The sequence below is a fragment of the Hafnia sp. HMSC23F03 genome, assembly GCF_001816025.1.
Taxonomy (GTDB): Bacteria; Pseudomonadota; Gammaproteobacteria; order Enterobacterales; family Enterobacteriaceae; genus Hafnia; species Hafnia paralvei.
Map to the genome: position 1 here is coordinate 17,742 of NZ_KV824248.1, position 17,183 is coordinate 34,924.

Below are 17,183 nucleotides of genomic sequence, written 5' to 3' on the forward strand. Positions count from 1 at the left end.
ACCACGCGCTGGTGGTCTCTGCCCGTACGCCTTCGCCAGTGTATCAATGAAGCTCGATATGAACAGGCGGGCGGAACCTTACACAGCAGTTCCATCAATGACAGGCGTACGAAAACTTACACAGGAACAACATCAACGACAGGCGTACGAAACCTGACACTAGAACAACCATATCCTACCGATAATTCACTATCACCTGCTGGCTCACCACCCTCACCGGTGGATACACCACGCCCTTGCCGGGAATTTGTAGGCTCATCGTGAGCGGTACCGCTGCTGACTCACCTTGAAGCGCGGCGCTTTGTCCATTGGCGCTGTCTAACCAGAAACATCGGTTTGGCGAGCAGAGTTGTACTGCTAACCCCGCAGGAGCGGGATTGAGTAGCTGATAACGCCACACTACATCCTGAATAACTGCACCGGCGGGAATCGCCGCGGGTGGATTGAGTGTGCGGGATGAAACGCTGACGCCTTTGTGGCTCAGTGTTGCCCCCGTGCTGTCTGCCGACCAACTGCCTCCGGTAGCGTTAGCTGACAACGGAAGCATTAGCAGTAACCCCATGAGCATAAGATGTTTCATTAAGCAGCACCAATCGTTGAAGTCATACGCAGCTGACGGTTCTCGCTGATTTCCATGTTTGAGAGCACCACCATCTGCGGAAGAGAGCGGTGCAGGAAACGTGCGAGCAATGGCCGTAGGGCGTGATTAACCAGTAGTACTGGCGGTGCGCCAAGCATCTCTTGACGTTGTAATGCCTGTTTAGCCTGCTCCAGCAGACGATCGGCTAGACCGGGTTCAAGACCGCCTCCGCCCTGAAGCGCTTGCAATAACAGTCGCTCCAGCGGCGTGTCTAAACCGATAACCTGAATTTCACCTTCTCCAGGGAACCACTGCTGAGTAATCGCCCGTCCCAACGCCACGCGGATAACCGCGGTAAGCTCATAGGGATCGCTTTGCGTTGGCGCATGTTCTGACAAGGTTTCAATAATCGTGCGCATATCACGAATCGATACTTTTTCCGCCAGCAGATTTTGTAGCACTTTGTGTAGCGTAGTCAGGCTGATAGTGCCCGGAATAAGGTCGTCGGTCAGCTTCGGCATCTCCTGCGTGACGCGCTCCAACAGTTGCTGAGCCTCTTGGCGGCCAAAGAGTTCACTGGCGTGAATCCCAATCAAATGATTGAGGTGCGTCGCAACCACGGTGCTAGATTCAACGACCGTGAAACCTTGTATCTGAGCTTGTTCACGTAACGCATTATCAATCCAGATGGCCGGTAGACCAAATGCCGGATCGACCGTTGCCTCACCTTCCAGCGTACCGGCGGCACTGCCTGGATTTATCGCTAACCAGCGGCCAGGGTGAGCTTCTCCACGCCCTGCTTCGATCCCCTTAAGCAAAATGCGGTAACCCGAAGGGCTCAGTTCGAGGTTGTCGCGGATATGTACCACCGGCGGTAAAAAGCCCATCGTCTGGGCAAACTTCTTGCGAATACTGCGGATACGCCCCAACAGTTCACCGTTTTGCTGGAAATCGACCATAGGAATAAGTCGGTAGCCCACTTCTAAACCGAGCGGATCCTCAAGCTGTACATCTTCCCATGTCGCCTCTACGACCGGAGGTGCTTCAGGTACCACCTGTTCAGCCTGAGACGGTGCTGCTCGACCTTCACGTTTGCTGATCCAATAGGCAATACCGAGCAGTGCTGCGGTGAAGAGCAAAAAGACCAAGTTTGGCATGCCCGGTACCAAACCGAGTAAGCCCAGCACCGAGGCGCTAAGGATCATCACGCGCGGATTGCTGAACAGCTGATTCACCATCTGTTCACCGACATCCTGATCGGTGCTCACGCGGGTGACGATAACCCCAGCAGCGGTTGAGATAACCAGCGCGGGGATCTGTGCGACCAAGCCGTCACCGATGGTCAACAATGTATAGGTTTCCGCCGCCTGCCCCACGGGCATACCATGTTGAATCACCCCCACCAGCAATCCGCCGATCACGTTTAGCGCCATAATCATCAAACCGGCAACGGCGTCACCGCGGACAAACTTACTGGCACCATCCATTGAACCGTAAAAATCGGCTTCCTGCGTCACTTCCGAACGCCGTTTTTTCGCTTCGTCTTCACCGATCAGCCCTGCATTGAGATCGGCGTCGATCGCCATCTGCTTGCCGGGCATACCATCGAGCACAAAGCGCGCCCCCACTTCGGCAATACGTCCAGCCCCCTTGGTGATAACCATGAAGTTAATCAATACCAAGATGATGAACACCACGATACCAATGGCAAAGTTGCCGCCCACCAAAAAGTGGCCGAAGGCTTCAATGACTCGACCAGCCGCCGCGCCGCCGGTGTGTCCATCAAGCAAAATTACGCGCGTCGATGCGACGTTAAGCGAAAGGCGCAGCAACGTGGAGAACAGAAGAATCGTCGGGAACGCCGCAAACTCTAGCGTGCGTTGGGTGAACATGGCCACCAGCAACACCATGATTGAGAGCGCAATATTAAAGGTAAACAATAAATCCAGAATGAACGGCGGCAGCGGCAGCACCATCATCGACAGGATCATCAGGATAAGTATTGGGCCAGCCAATATTTTCCACTGAGCACCATTCATGCCCTGCATGCGTAACAACGCGGCCAAATTACTCATCGGTGGTCTTCTCTCCGGCAAAATCCAGTGCTTCCGGCACTGGCAAGTTTTGTGGTTTCTTCGGTGCTAATCCGCCCTCTTTTTGCCAACGTTTTAGCTGATAAACCCAGGCTAAAACTTCGGCAACCGCGGCATAAAGCGTGGCGGGAATATGGTGCCCAATTTCGCTGTGTCGATAGAGCGCACGCGCCAAAGGGGGAGCTTCAAGCTGAGGGATTCGATGCTGATTTCCCAGCTCTTTGATGCGCAGCGCAATCTCACCGGCCCCTTTCGCCAATACTTTTGGCGCACTCATCTTGTTTTCCTGATACTGCAACGCCACCGCATAATGCGTTGGGTTAGTGACGATCACATCCGCTTTTGGCACATCGCTCATCATTCGGCGGCGCGCAGCGGCACGCTGTTGCTGGCGGATACGCCCCTTAACGTGTGGATCGCCCTCTTGTTCTTTGAATTCGTCTTTAATTTCCTGCTTGGTCATTTTTAGCTTGTTGAGGTTGCTCCAGATTTGATAGAAAACGTCAAACGCCACCATCGGTACCAAACCGAGAACGATCAACAACCCGCACATGCCAATCAGATGCAGCGCATCCCCCATGGCATCAAGCGGCGATTCGGCAATCAACGCCAGCATCTGTCCCCAGTAGTGCCAGAGAAACCACCCAGCAACCCAACTCACCAAAATGACCTTCAGCACGCCCTTCAGCAGCTCCGCCAACGCCTGACTGGAAAATAGACGCTTCAAGCCCGAGAGTAGGCTCATTTTGCTTAAATCAAATTTGATCGAGCCGGGATTAAAGAAAAAACCGCCAATCAGCATGGGGGCAGCCCATCCCACCAGCATCAGACCAAGTAGCACCGGCATTAGCGCGGCAACGGCCTGTTGCAGCAGGTTACCCAGCTGTCTCAGCATCTGTTTGTCATTGCTGATCAGCAGCTGATCGAACTGTAAGCCCTGCGAAATCATCGCGGCCAGTTGGCGCGCCAAATGCTCGCCGCCGATCAGTAGAATAGAAATACCGGCAGCCAACATCAGCATTGACGTGAGCTCACGCGAACGCGGTACTTGCCCCTTCTCACGCGCTTTTTCAAGTTTGTGGGATGTGGGGTCTTCTGTTTTTTCCAGATCGCTATCTTCTGACACCGCGCAAGCCTGAACCAAAGATGAAAATAAGTCAGTGCATAGGATGACAGAGGAGAAAAAAAGCCATAGCGGGAATAAAGGGGGGAAATTTAGGTTTATTGGGTGATCGAAAGTAAAAGATGTCAGCCCCCTCATCTTTTGCGAGGGGGCTAAAACGAGCGGATAAAGCTCATGGCCGGAGTATCATTAGCAATCAACCACCTTGCTCAAATCGCCTTTCTCCGCTTGAATCTCTTCCTGAGCGAAGAAGTCGAGATTGAAGTAGGTATCTTCGGTAAGCAGCTCTACTTTATGCCAGTACTGTGGCGGTGAAACACCAAACTGACCGGCATGAATGGTGAGCTCAATTTCAGGCGTTTGTGCCTGCTCATTAGCAAAACCGTAGTATTTCACCGCACCTTGCATGACCGATAGACGACCATATACACCGGCTTTGGTGTTGTGGTGGCTCAACAGCGCAGCCGGAACGGTTTGGCGATTAAAGAACGGAGTGCTGCGTGTGACACGATAATTTGCTGGGATTTTAAACATATATCCACCTCTACAGTGATAGTTGACGCAGTAGCGTCAAGCCTTGCATTTGAGCCGAACCGCCTGCGATATAGGCGACGAGCTTGTCATTACGATAACCTTTAGCCAGCAGGCCGTCGGGCATCTCTTCTCTCTGCCAAGTCACATCATCGGCGCATGTTTCCCCCGCTAGCTGTATCGGGAAGCGTGGCGTTTTTACGTTAATCGGCATGATCGGCAGCGATACGTGGGTTGGCTCACCGCTGAGCGTTTTTGCCAGCGCCGCTGCGCTTTGTGAAATAGGTTGTAAAAACGGCCAGAGACGCCCTTCAATCTGGGCAACATCGCCTAGCGCATAGATATCGGGGTCAGAAGTACGTAACTGGTTGTCCACTACAACGCCCCGCTCAACGTTTAAACCTGCTTGAGCGGCAAGCTCAATATTTGGACGTAACCCTGCCGCGCAGATCACATGATCGAACTCACGCTCTTCGCCGCGGGTGAACGTCGCTCGTACGCCCTGTGGCAGCCGTTGTAGCATTTCCAGCGTGTTATTCAGCATGAGCTCACAGGAGAGATCGCGCAGCGCCGTGGACAAGCGTTGGGCAGCAAACACAGGCAATAGGCTGGCGAGAAGATTCGGAGACGGATCGCATACGCTAACTCGCTTACCAGCTACAGCCAGATCGTGGGCAATTTCAGTGCCAATCAATCCGCCACCAATGACCAGAACGCGCTCTCCACACGTCATACGCTCACGCAGATAGAGATATTCCTGCAAGCTGTTAAGCGTCAGTATTTCTTCGCGAGCATCCCCCGCCATGGGGGGAATAAAAGCGCGCGCTCCCGTTGCCAGCACCAGTTTGCTGTAGGCCAACGTTCGTCCGTTGACCTGAACGGTGCGAGCGTTGGGATTAATAGCCTCAACGCGTTGCCCACTGAGCAACATCATTTTCAGCTCCTGACGGAGTTCTTCCGCCGTTTTGCGCGTGAGATGCTGCGCCGTTTGCTGCTGGCTAAATGCATGGCTCAACTGGGGTTTAGAATAATCCACACCGTCATCGGCGCAGATCATCACCAGCCCCGCGCTTGCCTGCAAGCGACGCACGTTGCGCGCCAGCTGTAATCCTGCGTGACCGCTACCCACGATGATAAGAGGATGATTATCTGCCATCATGCTGTCCTTAATCTGCTGGGTAAAAATCATCTTTGCCCATCAGACATACTGGGCACAGGAAACTTTCGGGTACATCTTCCCAAGCAGTGCCGGCAGGTACCCCTTGGTTAGGCTCGCCCAGCTCAGGATCGTAGACCCAAGAGCAGGTGCGGCAGATCCATTTGCCCGACGTTGCTTTTTCTGCCCCGCCGCAGCCCGTGTCACAACAGGCGGGAATACCAAACTGGCGCGCGAACTCGGCGCCAAAGGCTTCACACTGAGCGACCGCGTCTTCGGTCGGTTTCCATTCAGCTTTAATACCTCGCATCATCATGAAACCGCAGTCTTGTAGACGAGAGGAGATCCGATCAACCGCCCCACCGCTCCAGCCGTGACTACCAAATGCGGCTGCAGTTTTCCCAGTAAAACGTAGGCCCTGCATCTCTTCCAATAATCCTGCCACCTGCGGCAACATAACGTTGTTTACCGTCGGCGAGCCCACCAGAATACCTTTGGATTTAAACACTTCCGTCAGCACGTCGTTTTTATCTGAGTTAGCGAGATTGAATTGCTTCACCACCACGCTGGGATCGGCTTGTCGTATCCCGCGAGCAATGGCCTCAGACATGGTTCGAGTGCCATTCCACATGGTGTCGTAAATCAGCGTAATTTGGTTTTCTTGATAGCTATCGGCCCACTTCAAATAGTTTTCAACGATTTGTGCGGGGTTATCGCGCCATATGATGCCGTGTGAAGTACAGATCATGTCGAGCGGTAAATTCAGCGATAACACTTCTTCAATTTTTTTGGTCACCAGCTTGCTGAAAGGCGTCAGGATATTGGCGTAATACTTGATGCACTCGTTGTACAGCTCGTTTTGGTCAATCTCATCATTGAATAAACAGGCGCTGGCGAGGTGCTGACCAAAAGCATCATTGCTGAACAGCAGAGCATCTTCGGTCATGTAGGTCATCATGCTGTCAGGCCAGTGCAGCATGGGGGCTTCAACAAAGACCAGCTTTTTGCCGTTGCCAATATCAATGGAATCACCGGTTTTCACGACACGGAAATTCCAGTCCTGATGGTAGTGACCTTTGATTGAATTAACCCCGTTCGCGGTGCAGTAAATCGGCGTATTGGGGATTTTCGCCATCAACGCAGGCAGCGCACCGCTGTGGTCGCTCTCGGCGTGGTTAGCGATGATGAAATCGATTTTATTTAAATCGATTTCGCGTTCGAGATTAGCAACAAACTCTGCGGCATAGGGGGTCCACACCGTATCAATCAGAACATTTTTTTCTTCTTTAATCAGATAGCTGTTATAGCTAGAGCCTTTGTGAGTTGAGTACTCGCTGCCGTGAAATTCGCGCAGTTCCCAATCTTGTTTACCGACCCAATAGACGTTGTTTTTTACCTGAATAGCCATGAACCACTCCTGATTATTTTTCACTCTTAAATATGCATTTCAAATGCGCCTTTTCAATTATGGTATTTAATATGCATTTTAAATGCAACTTAAAGGGCGGTTTTTTTCAGAGGGTAATACTTGAGGGGTAGATTCAATGCAAAAGCCAGTCCCCTGATGCGGGGGACTGGAATGGCAACGGATGGAGAAAACGGGGGGATTTATCTAGATGAGCGAGACTAAATTTTTTGGAACATGCCCTCGCCCAGATAATGCTTTTCGTCCTTTACTCCCGGTAATACAAAGAAGTAACCACCACCGATAGGCTTAATGTACTCTTCTAGCGCCTCGCCATTCAGGCGCTTTTGCACCGTGATAAATCCTTTATCCAGATCGTGTTGATAGCAGACAAACAGTAGTCCCATATCCAGCTGCCCTGAATTGGAAACCCCCTGCGAATAGCTATAGCCACGGCGCATCATCAAGCTGCTGTGCGTTTCTTTAGTGCGCGGGTTGGCTAAGCGAATATGCGCATCGAGCGGGATAACTTTTCCGTCGGGATCCCTGCTGTAATCAGGCTCATCATGCTCATGATTCATACCCAGTGGAGCACCACTGGCTTTGTCACGCCCAAAAATAGTCTGCTGCTCTTGCAGTGGCGTGCGATCCCAGAATTCAACGCGAAAACGGATGATACGCACCGCCTGATAGCTGCCACCCACCGTCCAAGCTGGCTCTTGTTGATCGGCCGTCACCCAAACAATATCGTCCATTAGCGGCTTATCGCTGGCATTGGGATTGGCCGTGCCATCTTTAAAACCGAGCAGGTTGATCGGTGTTTCTTTACCTTGGCTCTGCGCCGCATGGGTGGAAATAAACCCCTCGCGCCGCCAGCGTACGCTAAGTAAATCAGGCGTATATTTGATAATGTCGCGTAGCGCATGGATCACGCTGTCATTGCTGTTGCTGCAAATTTGCAATAACAGATCGCCGTGGCAAATATTGGCATCAAGAGAATCGTTGGGGAAACGCGTCATCTTTTGCAACTGCGTAGGTTTTTGAGCCGCGAGCCCAAAGCGCTCATCAAACAGAGAATTACCTACCGAAACCGTGATAGTGAGGTTATCTGGATAGATATCCGGCCCCATGATCCCTGAATCTAGCGGCGGCAATTTGGCATCGGCATGCGGTGCTTTGCCGCCGTGCGTCAAAAATGCTATCCGCTCGGTGAGTAACTTCATCAAACGCTGTAAATCTTCTGCGTTGGTCGCCAACACATCAAAAGCAACCAACATCGCCGATGCTTGCTGCGGCGTCAGCACACCGGCCTGATGTTCACCGTAAAACGGCTGTTTCTGCCAACGTGCATTTTCCGGTGACGCTGCCGTCGCCAGAGGCTTAGTTCCCGTATCCGCTTTGACTGCGCCACCGAGCGCGAGCGCGCTGCCCAGCGCCCCTGCGCCAATCAATAAACGACGGCGGGAAGGCATTTCTGCTCCCCCAGTCAGCCCGGTGACCGGGCATCCTTTACCACTCATTTTTCCAACCTCAAAACGTTGCTTTTAATCGAGACCTAAAACACCGCGCAGCTGCGCTAAATCTTCTGCCAGCGCCGTAATTGGGCCTTTCATCGCGTTGCGATCGGCAGTGGTCAGCTTCTCATAGGACTCATAGCCATCTTTGGTACGATATTTATCCAAAATGGCGTCAACGGTTTTAAAGTTGGCATCAATTTTTGCCAACAGCTGAGGGTTAGCTTTTTCCAACATTGGGCGCAGCAGGTTAACGATTTTCTGCGCGCCATCGACATTTGCACGGAAGTCCCACAGGTCGGTACGGCTGTAGCGATCTTCTTCACCGCTGATTTTGCTGGCAGCCACTTCTTCAATCAAACCTGCCGCGCCGCCAACCACTTTGCTTGGCGCGAAAGTTAGGGTTGTCACACGGTTTTGCAGCTCAAGCACGTCTTTCATCAAGCGGTCAGCGTAACCATCGGCCCCTTTGGTGGTTTTGTCACCAAACAGCACTTTTTCCAAACGATGGAAACCAGTGAAGTTAGGATCCTGTGCTTTTTGCTCATAGTCATCTTCGCGCGCATCGATGCTGCCATCGAGATCGGAGAACAGCTCAGCAATCGGCTCAATTCGCTCATAGTGCTGGCGCGTAGGCGCATACAGTTTTTGCGCCGTGGCTAAATCACCTTTTTTCACGGCATCAGTGAATGCTTTAGTCTGTTCCACCAGCTGTTTCACTTCTTGCATCACGTAAACTTTGTACTCAGCAATGGGGCCCACCAATGCCATAGCATCCGTTTTTGCAGCCGTCGCACCTTCAACGGCTTGAACAATAATTTTGCCCTTAGGATTGCTGAGCAAACCACAGGTCATATCGTATTCACCCGGTTCTAAAGTTGCTGTCATTTTTTGGGTAAAACCGGGAGCAATATTTTCACGCTCTTCAACAACCATCACGCCTTTGAGAATTTCCCACTCCAGCGCCTTTTGGCTATTGTTATGCACAATGAACTGAGTTTTCCCGGCAGGAATGGTCAGCGTCATTGGCTCACATTGTTTGTCGTTAACTGAAATTTTGACCTGAGGCAACGCTTCAGCCGCCAAAGCTGCAGTAGTAGGCAGCGCCAGCAGAGCAAGAGATAACGCGGTGCGGCGGAAAATCTGGATGGACATAACGGTGACTCCCTGACAAGTTGTTCAATATTATTTGGTTTTAATTAACGTGACTGACTCGTGTTACGGTTCGCCGCTTCATCAACGGCTCGCTGCGGCATGAAGAAGAAAATCAGTGCTGGTATGAGATAGAGGAAATACACCAGAACCTCACTGACGGTCGGAGCTTCCTGATAACCGAAAATACCTTCGAGCAACGTTCCCAAAAGTGAATGAGTCGAGAGCACATCGGTGAAGTTAAAGGCAATGTCTTGCAGATAATTCCAAAGCCCGGCTTCGTGGAAAGCGCGGATGGCTCCGGCAGCCAGACCTGCAGCAACAAACAGAATAAATAGGCTGGTCCATTTAAAGAACTTGGCCAAATGCAGTTTTACGCCGCCCCAATAGATCATCATGCCGACAATGATGGCGCACACTAATCCGAGCACCGCACCAATCGGTGCCTGAATGCCAACATCTTGCTGGAAAGCCGCCAGCAGGAAAAACACGGACTCCAGACCTTCACGCGCAACGGCAAAAAACACCATCGCGACTAACGCCCATCCCTGCCCTTTACCTGCATTAAGCGCATTGTCTATCGCGCCTTCTAAATGTGTTTTTACCGAACGGGAAACTTTACGCATCCAAAAAACCATGTACGTCAAAATACCTACCGCAACGACGGCGACAATCCCTTCAAACAGTTCTTGCTGTTTTTGGGGGAATTCACCGGTGGTTTCATTGATAAAGATACCTAACCCTAAGCAGAGTGCCGCAGCCAAAATAACGCCGACCCATACAATGCCTAGCCATTGAGAGCGCTGGGTACGTTTTAAATAACTGGCGATAAGACTTACGATCAGTGCAGCTTCAAGCCCCTCGCGGAACATGATGAGAAATGGAACAAACATGTTTTTCTCTCTTGCTTGCGCGTAACACGCATGTAAAGAACGGTAAAAGTAATGATACCGATTATCATTACGATCAATAAAAAAACAAGCGCCCAATGCATAATATTTGTGAATTAAAGTGTAGCCAGTTGTTACCCATGGGTATTTGAAATGAAAATAATTCTTAAAAACAAATAGATTGAGCGAAGAAGATGACTCACGGATATGGACGAGGAACTAATTAGGCCGTTGATGGCGTTTATTCAAAGCGGGTCTTAATGCTGTTTCGCGGCGCATAATTTTCTTTGCGTTTTATCACTCTCCTGTATTTTCAACACCCTACTACAGCAATTCATTCACGGGAGCTTAAGGCTATCTTAAGTTTAGCTCGCTAAATTTGCCTGATACTATCAGCGTTTTCGCTTATTTCTCGGCTTTGTCATGACAGCAAAAGCCGTTTACTTGCATTTTAGGAGCGTTTCCCTTGCAGCGAAAGGTTTTGAAAGTCAGCTTTTTGTCGCTGACGATTATTCTGGCGATTTATTTTACACTGGTAGTTAACCTACCGATTTTGCTGCATTTTTATCGCATCCTCACATCGTTGGATAACTATAAACTCGGCTTTGCCCTATCGATTCCGCTGGTATTGATCGCCGCACTCAACTTTGTCTTTACCCCTTTTACGTTTAAACCGATTTTTAAACCCTTTTTCTGCATCGTGCTGGTGATGAGTGCCTTTGCAAGCTACGCCCAACTGAAGTACAAAATTATTTTTGATCGGTCAATGATTGAGAATATTTTTGAAACCAATTCTGCGGAAGCCTCTTCGTACTATAATTTCTCGGTTGTGTTATGGGTGCTGTTTACCGGTATTTTGCCCTGCATCCTGCTGATGAAAACCCAGATTATCTATGCGCATGGCATCATTGCGCGTTTGGGGCTACGCCTCGTCTCCATGCTGGTTTCTCTTCTTATTATCGCGCTCGTAGCTAGCCTGTATTATCAAGACTATGCCTCCGTGGGACGCAACAACCGCACGCTGAATCTTGAAATTCTGCCGACTAATTATCTGTACAGCGCGTCGCAATATATTAACCGTCGCTATCTGACTAAACCGATTCCCTTCCGTAAGATTGGCGACGATGCCAAATTAGTACAGAAAACCGGCAGTAAGCCAACGCTAGTATTTTTGATTGTGGGTGAAACCGCACGAAATCAGAACCAGCAGCTACAGGGATATCCTCGCCCAACCAATCCTTACACCAGCCAAGAACCGGATCTGATCTACTTCTCTAAAGTCAGCTCGTGTGGCACCGCCACCGCAGTATCCGTGCCTTGTATGTTCTCAAATATGCCACGTACGCATTTCGACAATAATATTGCGCGTAACAGCGAAGGTTTAATGGATATCCTGCAAAAAGCAGGGGTATCAACCTACTGGAAAGACAACGACGAAGGATGCAAAGGCGCTTGCGATCGTATCCCTACACAAATCGTGCCGACCAATAGCGATAAAAATCTGTGTGATGGCGATACCTGCTACGACGCCGTATTGTTGAACGATTTAGATAAGCTCATTCCTAATGATGGAAAAAACAAAACATTGGCATTCCATCTGATTGGGAGCCATGGCCCGACTTACTATAAAAGGTATCCAAAAGAATTCCGCTTCTTCATGCCTGACTGCCAGCGTAGCGATATTGAAAACTGCACCCAACAGCAGTTGGTTAATACCTACGACAACACCATTCGCTACACCGATTATGTGGTGAGCCAGTTTATTCAGCGGTTAAAAGGCTATGAAAAGGACTATAACGTTGCATTGTATTATGTCTCAGACCACGGTGAATCCTTGGGCGAAGACGGGCTTTATTTGCATGGCACGCCTTACAAATTTGCACCTAAAGAACAGACCCATGTCCCAATGGAGATGTGGCTGTCTGATAGCTATGTGAAAGCGCAAGGTATCGACCGTGCCTGCGTGGCTAATCTTGCAAAAAACAACGAGTTTTCTCACGACAATCTGTTCCACACCATGCTGTCGATGATGAATGTTCAGACGAAAGAGTACAATCCAAGTCTCGATATTTTGAAAACATGTAGAACACAAAACCCGTAGCGCAGCAGCGGCGTTTAACCTGAAAAACAACGAAAGCCACGAACACGCGTGGCTTTTCTTTTGCCTAATCAAAATGATCACGTGTCCCCCCCGCCGATAGAATTCTAGGACTGCCAACATCTTGATTTATTTGTTCTAACAAGCGGCAAGCGTGGACTTTATCACAGACAGCCACACAAAAAAGTGGTTATCTACGCGCTTAGTTTGCTGTTTTATTCTGATGTTCATTCATGATAAAACAGTGAGTAATAAACGTTCATGTTACGAGCATTCTAATGATTAAGTGGCCTTGGAACGCAGGTGCAAACACCCCTCTTGCCAATTACCCTTGGGAAGAGGCTTCAGCTATTCCACTGCTTTCAACGCTTACCCCTCGTGAACTTCAGAAACTTACGCTCATCGCCTCAAAATTTTTGCAGCTTAAACGTATTGTCCCGCTACAAGATCTGCATATCACACCGTTAATAGAGGCGCGCATTGCGCTGCTATTCTCTCTGCCCGTTCTTGAGCTCAGTATTGACTGGCTAGATGGCTTTCACGAGATTCTTCTCTATCCAGAACCGTTCATCTACCATGAAGAGTGGCAAGATGATATCGGGTTAGTCCATGCGGGGCCCATGGTGCAGGCAGGCCAGTGTTCCGCCCAAGGCCCTGTGATCCTTAATCTTATGGATGTTAGAGACTCTTTCGACCTTTCCGGCTACAACCTTATTATCCATGAAACGGCACATAAGCTTGATATGCGTAACGCTGGGGTTGCTAGCGGCGTACCGCCGATTGCGTTAAAAGATATGGCTCAATGGGAGCATGATCTCCATGCGGCGATGGCATCCATTCAAGATGAAATTGACGTGGTCGGTGAAGGCGCGACTAGCCTTGATGCCTATGCAGCGAGTGAGCCAGCAGAGTGCTTCGCTGTGTTATCAGAATATTTTTTCAGTGCCCCTGAGCTCCTCGCCGAACGCTTTCCAGAAATGTACGCGCACTTTAAAAGCTTCTACCGGCAAGATCCGCTGGAGCGACAACGTCAGTCGCTAGAGCAGGATAAGAATTTCGCCCATCTCAGCTAAGCATCTTCACCGTTCCGTTGCAGACATGAATGACTTTCTGGAAATTCCGAGCGGTAAACTCAGGATCATGGCTGATCGCAAGTACCGTCGCGCCTCGTTCACGGCTTTGGGATAACCAGCGTTCAAACACGGCAAGCCAATAGGGATCAAAATCTCTGCTGGGTTCATCCAAAAGCAACAACGGTGGTTCCATAGCACAGAGACAGGCGACAGCCACCATGCGTCGCTGACCACTATGCAGGTCGAGCGGATGCTTTGTAGCCACCGAGGCTAATTCGCACAAAGCCAAGGCGTCAGCCGTGCGTTGCTCAATCACCGCTTTATCTAACCCTTGCAGCCGTAGCCCGAAGCGGATCTCCTCCACGACCGTACTATGAAAAAGCTGGCGCTCGACCTCTTGAAATAACATCCCAGCCAGCGCCGCTTTATCGACGGCTTTCATGTTTACTGTCTCTGTACTATTGAGATAGAGGGTGCCTTGGCTCGGCGCCAGCAGACCCGCAGCCAATCTAAGCAACGTCGATTTTCCTGCCCCATTCTCGCCTGTAATCACCCACTGCTCGCCCCGATGAATATGCAAGTTCACGTTTTGCAAACACGGGCTGCGATCTTCCCAGCTAAACGCCATATCTTTCATGATTAGCATGCTTGATCGTTCCGCAAAAATGGTTTGAGTACATCCCACAGGTCGTTGTGATGTGGTGGTTTATCAAGTGGTAGTTTATCAAGCAGTATTTTCTTAAGCTGATCAGGCAAAATCACCCGTGGAATCAAGGATAATAGCGCATGACTATCGACCGGAGATGTGGTTCCCTTATCGAGTAAAACCAGCTGCTGGCAGTAGTCCACCGCAGGGAAAAGCCGATGTTCAAGAAGGATAACGCTACATTGGAGCTCTCGGGAATATTGCAAAATTGCATCCAAACATTGATAAGTTGCCTCTTTGCTCAAACGTCCCAAAGCCTGATCGAGGACTAACAGTTTGGGATGCATAACCATTATACAGGCGAGCAACACTTTCTGAGCTTCCCCGCCCGACAATGACTGGGGATTACGCTGGCGTAAGTGTTGGCAGCCAAAGCGTTGCAACGCGGTTTCCACTCGGCTTAGAATTTCTGGCGCTGGTAGTGCCAAATTTTGAGGTCCAAATGCAACCTCATCTTCAACCGTAAAACAGCAGCCTGAAAACTGTAGATACGGTGATTGCTGTACCCATTGTTTTGTATAAAGTGGAATATCAGAACGCATAATATCGTAGCCTAATACCTCTCCACGGCCTTCAACGAGAGAAACGGCTGTCTCCTCGAACTCACCCACTAACAAACTTGCTAGCTGGCTTTTCCCTGAGCCATTCCCCCCCAGAACCGCCAACCACTGCCCCGGATCCATCTGCAAAGAAAGCGGCCCCAGCCGAAAAGCATGGTGAATGTCGACGCTAAGCCGTTCAATGTTTATCGATAAAGCCAAAACGCGCCTCCCTCTATCAACAAAAAACCTAAAAGCATAAACCGTAGCCACGGCTCGAACTTATGCTCTCGAACAGGATTCAAAATAGTGCGATGAGGGAAAAGCCGAAAAGCACGGGCATCTAACGCCGCACTGCGGGTGCTGAGGTCGTGCAAACTTTGCAGCAATAGCGGGGAAAGCAAAGGTAAAATTGTTTTGATTCGCTGGAAAACATTGCCATCAAAAGCCACGCCGCGCGCTGCCTGCGCCTCACGAATGGCGGCTAATTGCTGCCTTAACTGTTCTTTAAGCAACAAAGGGCCAGCGCAAAGATAGGCAACGCTAGGCGGCAACCGGCTGGAAAATAGCGCTTGGACAAAATATGGCGTTGAGACTTTTTGTAACCAGAGCTGAGCGCCAGCAAAGAACACCAATAACCGCAACCAAAGCGTTATTGCAAAAATAGGAACAGCCAAAGAGCCACCGCCGCCCTCAGTTAAAAAACTATGCAGCCAATGCCCATGTACAAGCCATAACCCAAGTCCCATCGGCAGCATAACAGCCAGAATAATGCTTATCCGCCAGCGCGCCGCCGGCCAAGCTAAAATGATAGCAACCGGTAACGCGCCCCATCCCACCAGCAGGTTAACAGGTAAAAATAGTGCGCTAACCGAGTACCATATCCAGAGCATCAGTAAGGTAAAAGGATGCATTACCGTACCGGTGCCATTTGCGGGAAATTGTGCCGCGTACGCTCTGGCATACGGCGCAATAACAGCCAGACGATGAGCACGGTGAGGATTTTGTCTATCAGGTTAAGCCCAAGAACGGTGAAAGCCACCGACTCTTGCAGCCCCTCACCCACTGCATGCAGATAGGCGACGACAAAATCTGCTCCACTGCCGGTCGCCCCACCAAATAAATAGGTCCGAATTGGCACTGCCACAACGGTCAAAGCCAGCGTAATAACGACGCCGCTAGCGATCACTCGCCCGAACGTTCTGAACCATCCTGCGCGCGCCATAAAACCGGCTACGCAACCAATGACCATGGCCACGGGGGCAAAAGCGGCTGCGATTGGGCCTGTTAACAATCCCCATAACACATTGGTTACTAGCCCGGTAAAGAGTGCCACCCACGGCCCCGCAAGCACCGCGCAAAGCACGGTTCCGATCGAATCTAGAAACAAGGGTAGTTTCAGCATGGAAATCATTTGGCCTGCAATCATATTAATAGCAACACAAATGACGATCAGAACTAGGCTACGACTGGAAAAACGGTGTTCCTTTCTCATGTTCACGCTTCCTTAGAGGTAATAACTAATTCGTCATATCCAGATAACACGCAGTGCTGTCGCGAAAACTCGACGTCACACAGCTCACCGATAATAAGCTCTAGCGTTGTTCTGACGATATTCCCTGACATAACATGCCCCGCAATCACTCGCCCCGTTTCATCCGCCACGGACATATGGAGGTGTTCAAACTGGCTATCGAGAGTCCCCCCTAGCGCAATGACTTCAAACTTTCCTTCAATAAGATTCGTTCGCTCACACCCAGCGTAGCGCAGAGAGACGGACGATAGACTGCCGACCACGGACGCGATCCAACCGGCTTTGATGTGATTAACTTGAATAAACTGACGAAGTTGCTCGATGAGCTCAGCTCCTGGCTGGAGTCTGAGAGAATAAAACTGGCTCGATGAGACTAAATCCTTAGCACGCATAGTATTTCCAGTATGTGATTAAACCGTATTATAGTAAGGACAAAAAAATGCTTACTTTGCGATAAAGAACAAACTTTTAGCTTTTTGTGCAGTTAAGCAGCAAACAAACGCATAAATCTAATTAGCCGTTGACAGCGTTATCGCTGCTCGCTAATATTCGCCCCGTTCAAACGATTCCTCTGTAGTTCAGTCGGTAGAACGGCGGACTGTTAATCCGTATGTCACTGGTTCGAGTCCAGTCAGAGGAGCCAAATTTTAGTTTCATGACATCTCTATGAGTCCTGAAACGTTTAGAAAACAAGAACTTATCTTTACCCGGCTATCCTGACAAGGACTGCCGGGTTTCTTGACATCTGTAGTTTGTGGGGGCTTAATCGGGGGCCTCACGGTTTGTTGA

Annotated in this window: 16 protein-coding genes and 1 tRNA gene; 3 read left to right on the forward strand and 14 right to left on the reverse strand. The window is 50.1% G+C overall.

The window, feature by feature from the left end; genetic code table 11:
• Positions 1 to 175 precede the first annotated feature (175 nt).
• The 9 genes from HMPREF3091_RS21835 to efeU form a co-directional block, all read right to left on the reverse strand.
• Positions 176 to 580: a flagellar protein FlhE gene (locus HMPREF3091_RS21835; RefSeq protein WP_070719100.1), complete on the reverse strand. Its 405-nt coding sequence runs from the start codon at positions 578 to 580 to the stop codon at positions 176 to 178.
• The gene (flhA, locus tag HMPREF3091_RS21840; RefSeq protein WP_004092108.1) at positions 580 to 2,655 is read right to left on the reverse strand and encodes a flagellar biosynthesis protein FlhA; all 2,076 of its coding nucleotides are present in this window, start codon (positions 2,653 to 2,655) and stop codon (positions 580 to 582) included. The genes HMPREF3091_RS21835 and flhA overlap by 1 nt, the downstream gene beginning before the upstream one ends.
• Positions 2,648 to 3,799 (reverse strand): flagellar biosynthesis protein FlhB, encoded by a 1,152-nt coding sequence (gene flhB / locus HMPREF3091_RS21845; protein WP_008813854.1) that lies wholly within the window; start codon positions 3,797 to 3,799, stop codon positions 2,648 to 2,650. Before flhB ends, flhA begins: the two co-directional genes overlap by 8 nt.
• 186 nt (positions 3,800 to 3,985) lie before the next feature.
• Positions 3,986 to 4,330, reverse strand: a complete 345-nt coding sequence (locus HMPREF3091_RS21850; RefSeq protein ID WP_004092077.1) for a TehB family protein — start codon at positions 4,328 to 4,330, stop codon at positions 3,986 to 3,988.
• A gap of 10 nt (positions 4,331 to 4,340) precedes the next feature.
• Positions 4,341 to 5,516: an NADH:flavorubredoxin reductase NorW gene (gene norW, locus HMPREF3091_RS21855; RefSeq protein ID WP_083321497.1), complete on the reverse strand. Its 1,176-nt coding sequence runs from the start codon at positions 5,514 to 5,516 to the stop codon at positions 4,341 to 4,343.
• Positions 5,494 to 6,891, reverse strand: coding sequence for an anaerobic nitric oxide reductase flavorubredoxin (gene norV, locus HMPREF3091_RS21860; protein WP_035503119.1), 1,398 nt, complete (start codon positions 6,889 to 6,891; stop codon positions 5,494 to 5,496). Before norV ends, norW begins: the two co-directional genes overlap by 23 nt.
• Before the next feature lie 218 nt (positions 6,892 to 7,109).
• Complete coding sequence (gene efeB, locus HMPREF3091_RS21865) at positions 7,110 to 8,408, reverse strand: iron uptake transporter deferrochelatase/peroxidase subunit (protein ID WP_070719103.1); 1,299 nt, start codon at positions 8,406 to 8,408, stop codon at positions 7,110 to 7,112.
• A gap of 24 nt (positions 8,409 to 8,432) precedes the next feature.
• Positions 8,433 to 9,557, reverse strand: coding sequence for an iron uptake system protein EfeO (gene efeO / locus HMPREF3091_RS21870; protein WP_070719106.1), 1,125 nt, complete (start codon positions 9,555 to 9,557; stop codon positions 8,433 to 8,435).
• A 44-nt stretch (positions 9,558 to 9,601) separates the two neighbouring features.
• On the reverse strand, positions 9,602 to 10,447 hold the full coding sequence (gene efeU / locus HMPREF3091_RS21875) for an iron uptake transporter permease EfeU (RefSeq protein ID WP_070719108.1): 846 nt from the start codon (positions 10,445 to 10,447) through the stop codon (positions 9,602 to 9,604).
• A gap of 463 nt (positions 10,448 to 10,910) precedes the next feature.
• On the opposite strand from efeU, the gene HMPREF3091_RS21880 reads away from it, so the two are divergent.
• Positions 10,911 to 12,545, forward strand: a complete 1,635-nt coding sequence (locus HMPREF3091_RS21880) for a phosphoethanolamine transferase (protein ID WP_070719111.1) — start codon at positions 10,911 to 10,913, stop codon at positions 12,543 to 12,545.
• A 275-nt stretch (positions 12,546 to 12,820) separates the two neighbouring features.
• Positions 12,821 to 13,615, forward strand: coding sequence for a DgsA anti-repressor MtfA (mtfA, locus tag HMPREF3091_RS21885; protein ID WP_070719114.1), 795 nt, complete (start codon positions 12,821 to 12,823; stop codon positions 13,613 to 13,615).
• Here the strand turns inward: mtfA and HMPREF3091_RS21890 are convergent.
• From HMPREF3091_RS21890 to HMPREF3091_RS21910, 5 genes are read right to left on the reverse strand one after another with little or no spacing between them, the layout of a single operon-like run.
• On the reverse strand, positions 13,608 to 14,261 hold the full coding sequence (locus HMPREF3091_RS21890; RefSeq protein ID WP_070719117.1) for an energy-coupling factor ABC transporter ATP-binding protein: 654 nt from the start codon (positions 14,259 to 14,261) through the stop codon (positions 13,608 to 13,610). The genes mtfA and HMPREF3091_RS21890 overlap by 8 nt on opposite strands.
• On the reverse strand, positions 14,255 to 15,082 hold the full coding sequence (locus HMPREF3091_RS21895) for an energy-coupling factor ABC transporter ATP-binding protein (protein WP_070719119.1): 828 nt from the start codon (positions 15,080 to 15,082) through the stop codon (positions 14,255 to 14,257). The genes HMPREF3091_RS21890 and HMPREF3091_RS21895 overlap by 7 nt, the downstream gene beginning before the upstream one ends.
• The gene (locus tag HMPREF3091_RS21900; protein ID WP_004092056.1) at positions 15,067 to 15,774 is read right to left on the reverse strand and encodes an energy-coupling factor transporter transmembrane component T; all 708 of its coding nucleotides are present in this window, start codon (positions 15,772 to 15,774) and stop codon (positions 15,067 to 15,069) included. The genes HMPREF3091_RS21895 and HMPREF3091_RS21900 overlap by 16 nt, the downstream gene beginning before the upstream one ends.
• A complete protein-coding gene (locus tag HMPREF3091_RS21905; protein WP_070719123.1) occupies positions 15,774 to 16,355 on the reverse strand; it encodes an ECF transporter S component in 582 nt (193 codons plus the stop codon). The genes HMPREF3091_RS21900 and HMPREF3091_RS21905 overlap by 1 nt, the downstream gene beginning before the upstream one ends.
• A 2-nt stretch (positions 16,356 to 16,357) precedes the next feature.
• On the reverse strand, positions 16,358 to 16,786 hold the full coding sequence (locus HMPREF3091_RS21910; RefSeq protein ID WP_070719126.1) for a PPC domain-containing DNA-binding protein: 429 nt from the start codon (positions 16,784 to 16,786) through the stop codon (positions 16,358 to 16,360).
• Between the two features lie 175 nt (positions 16,787 to 16,961).
• On the opposite strand from HMPREF3091_RS21910, the gene HMPREF3091_RS21915 reads away from it, so the two are divergent.
• A tRNA-Asn gene (locus tag HMPREF3091_RS21915) sits at positions 16,962 to 17,037 on the forward strand.
• The last annotated feature ends 146 nt before the right edge of the window (positions 17,038 to 17,183 follow it).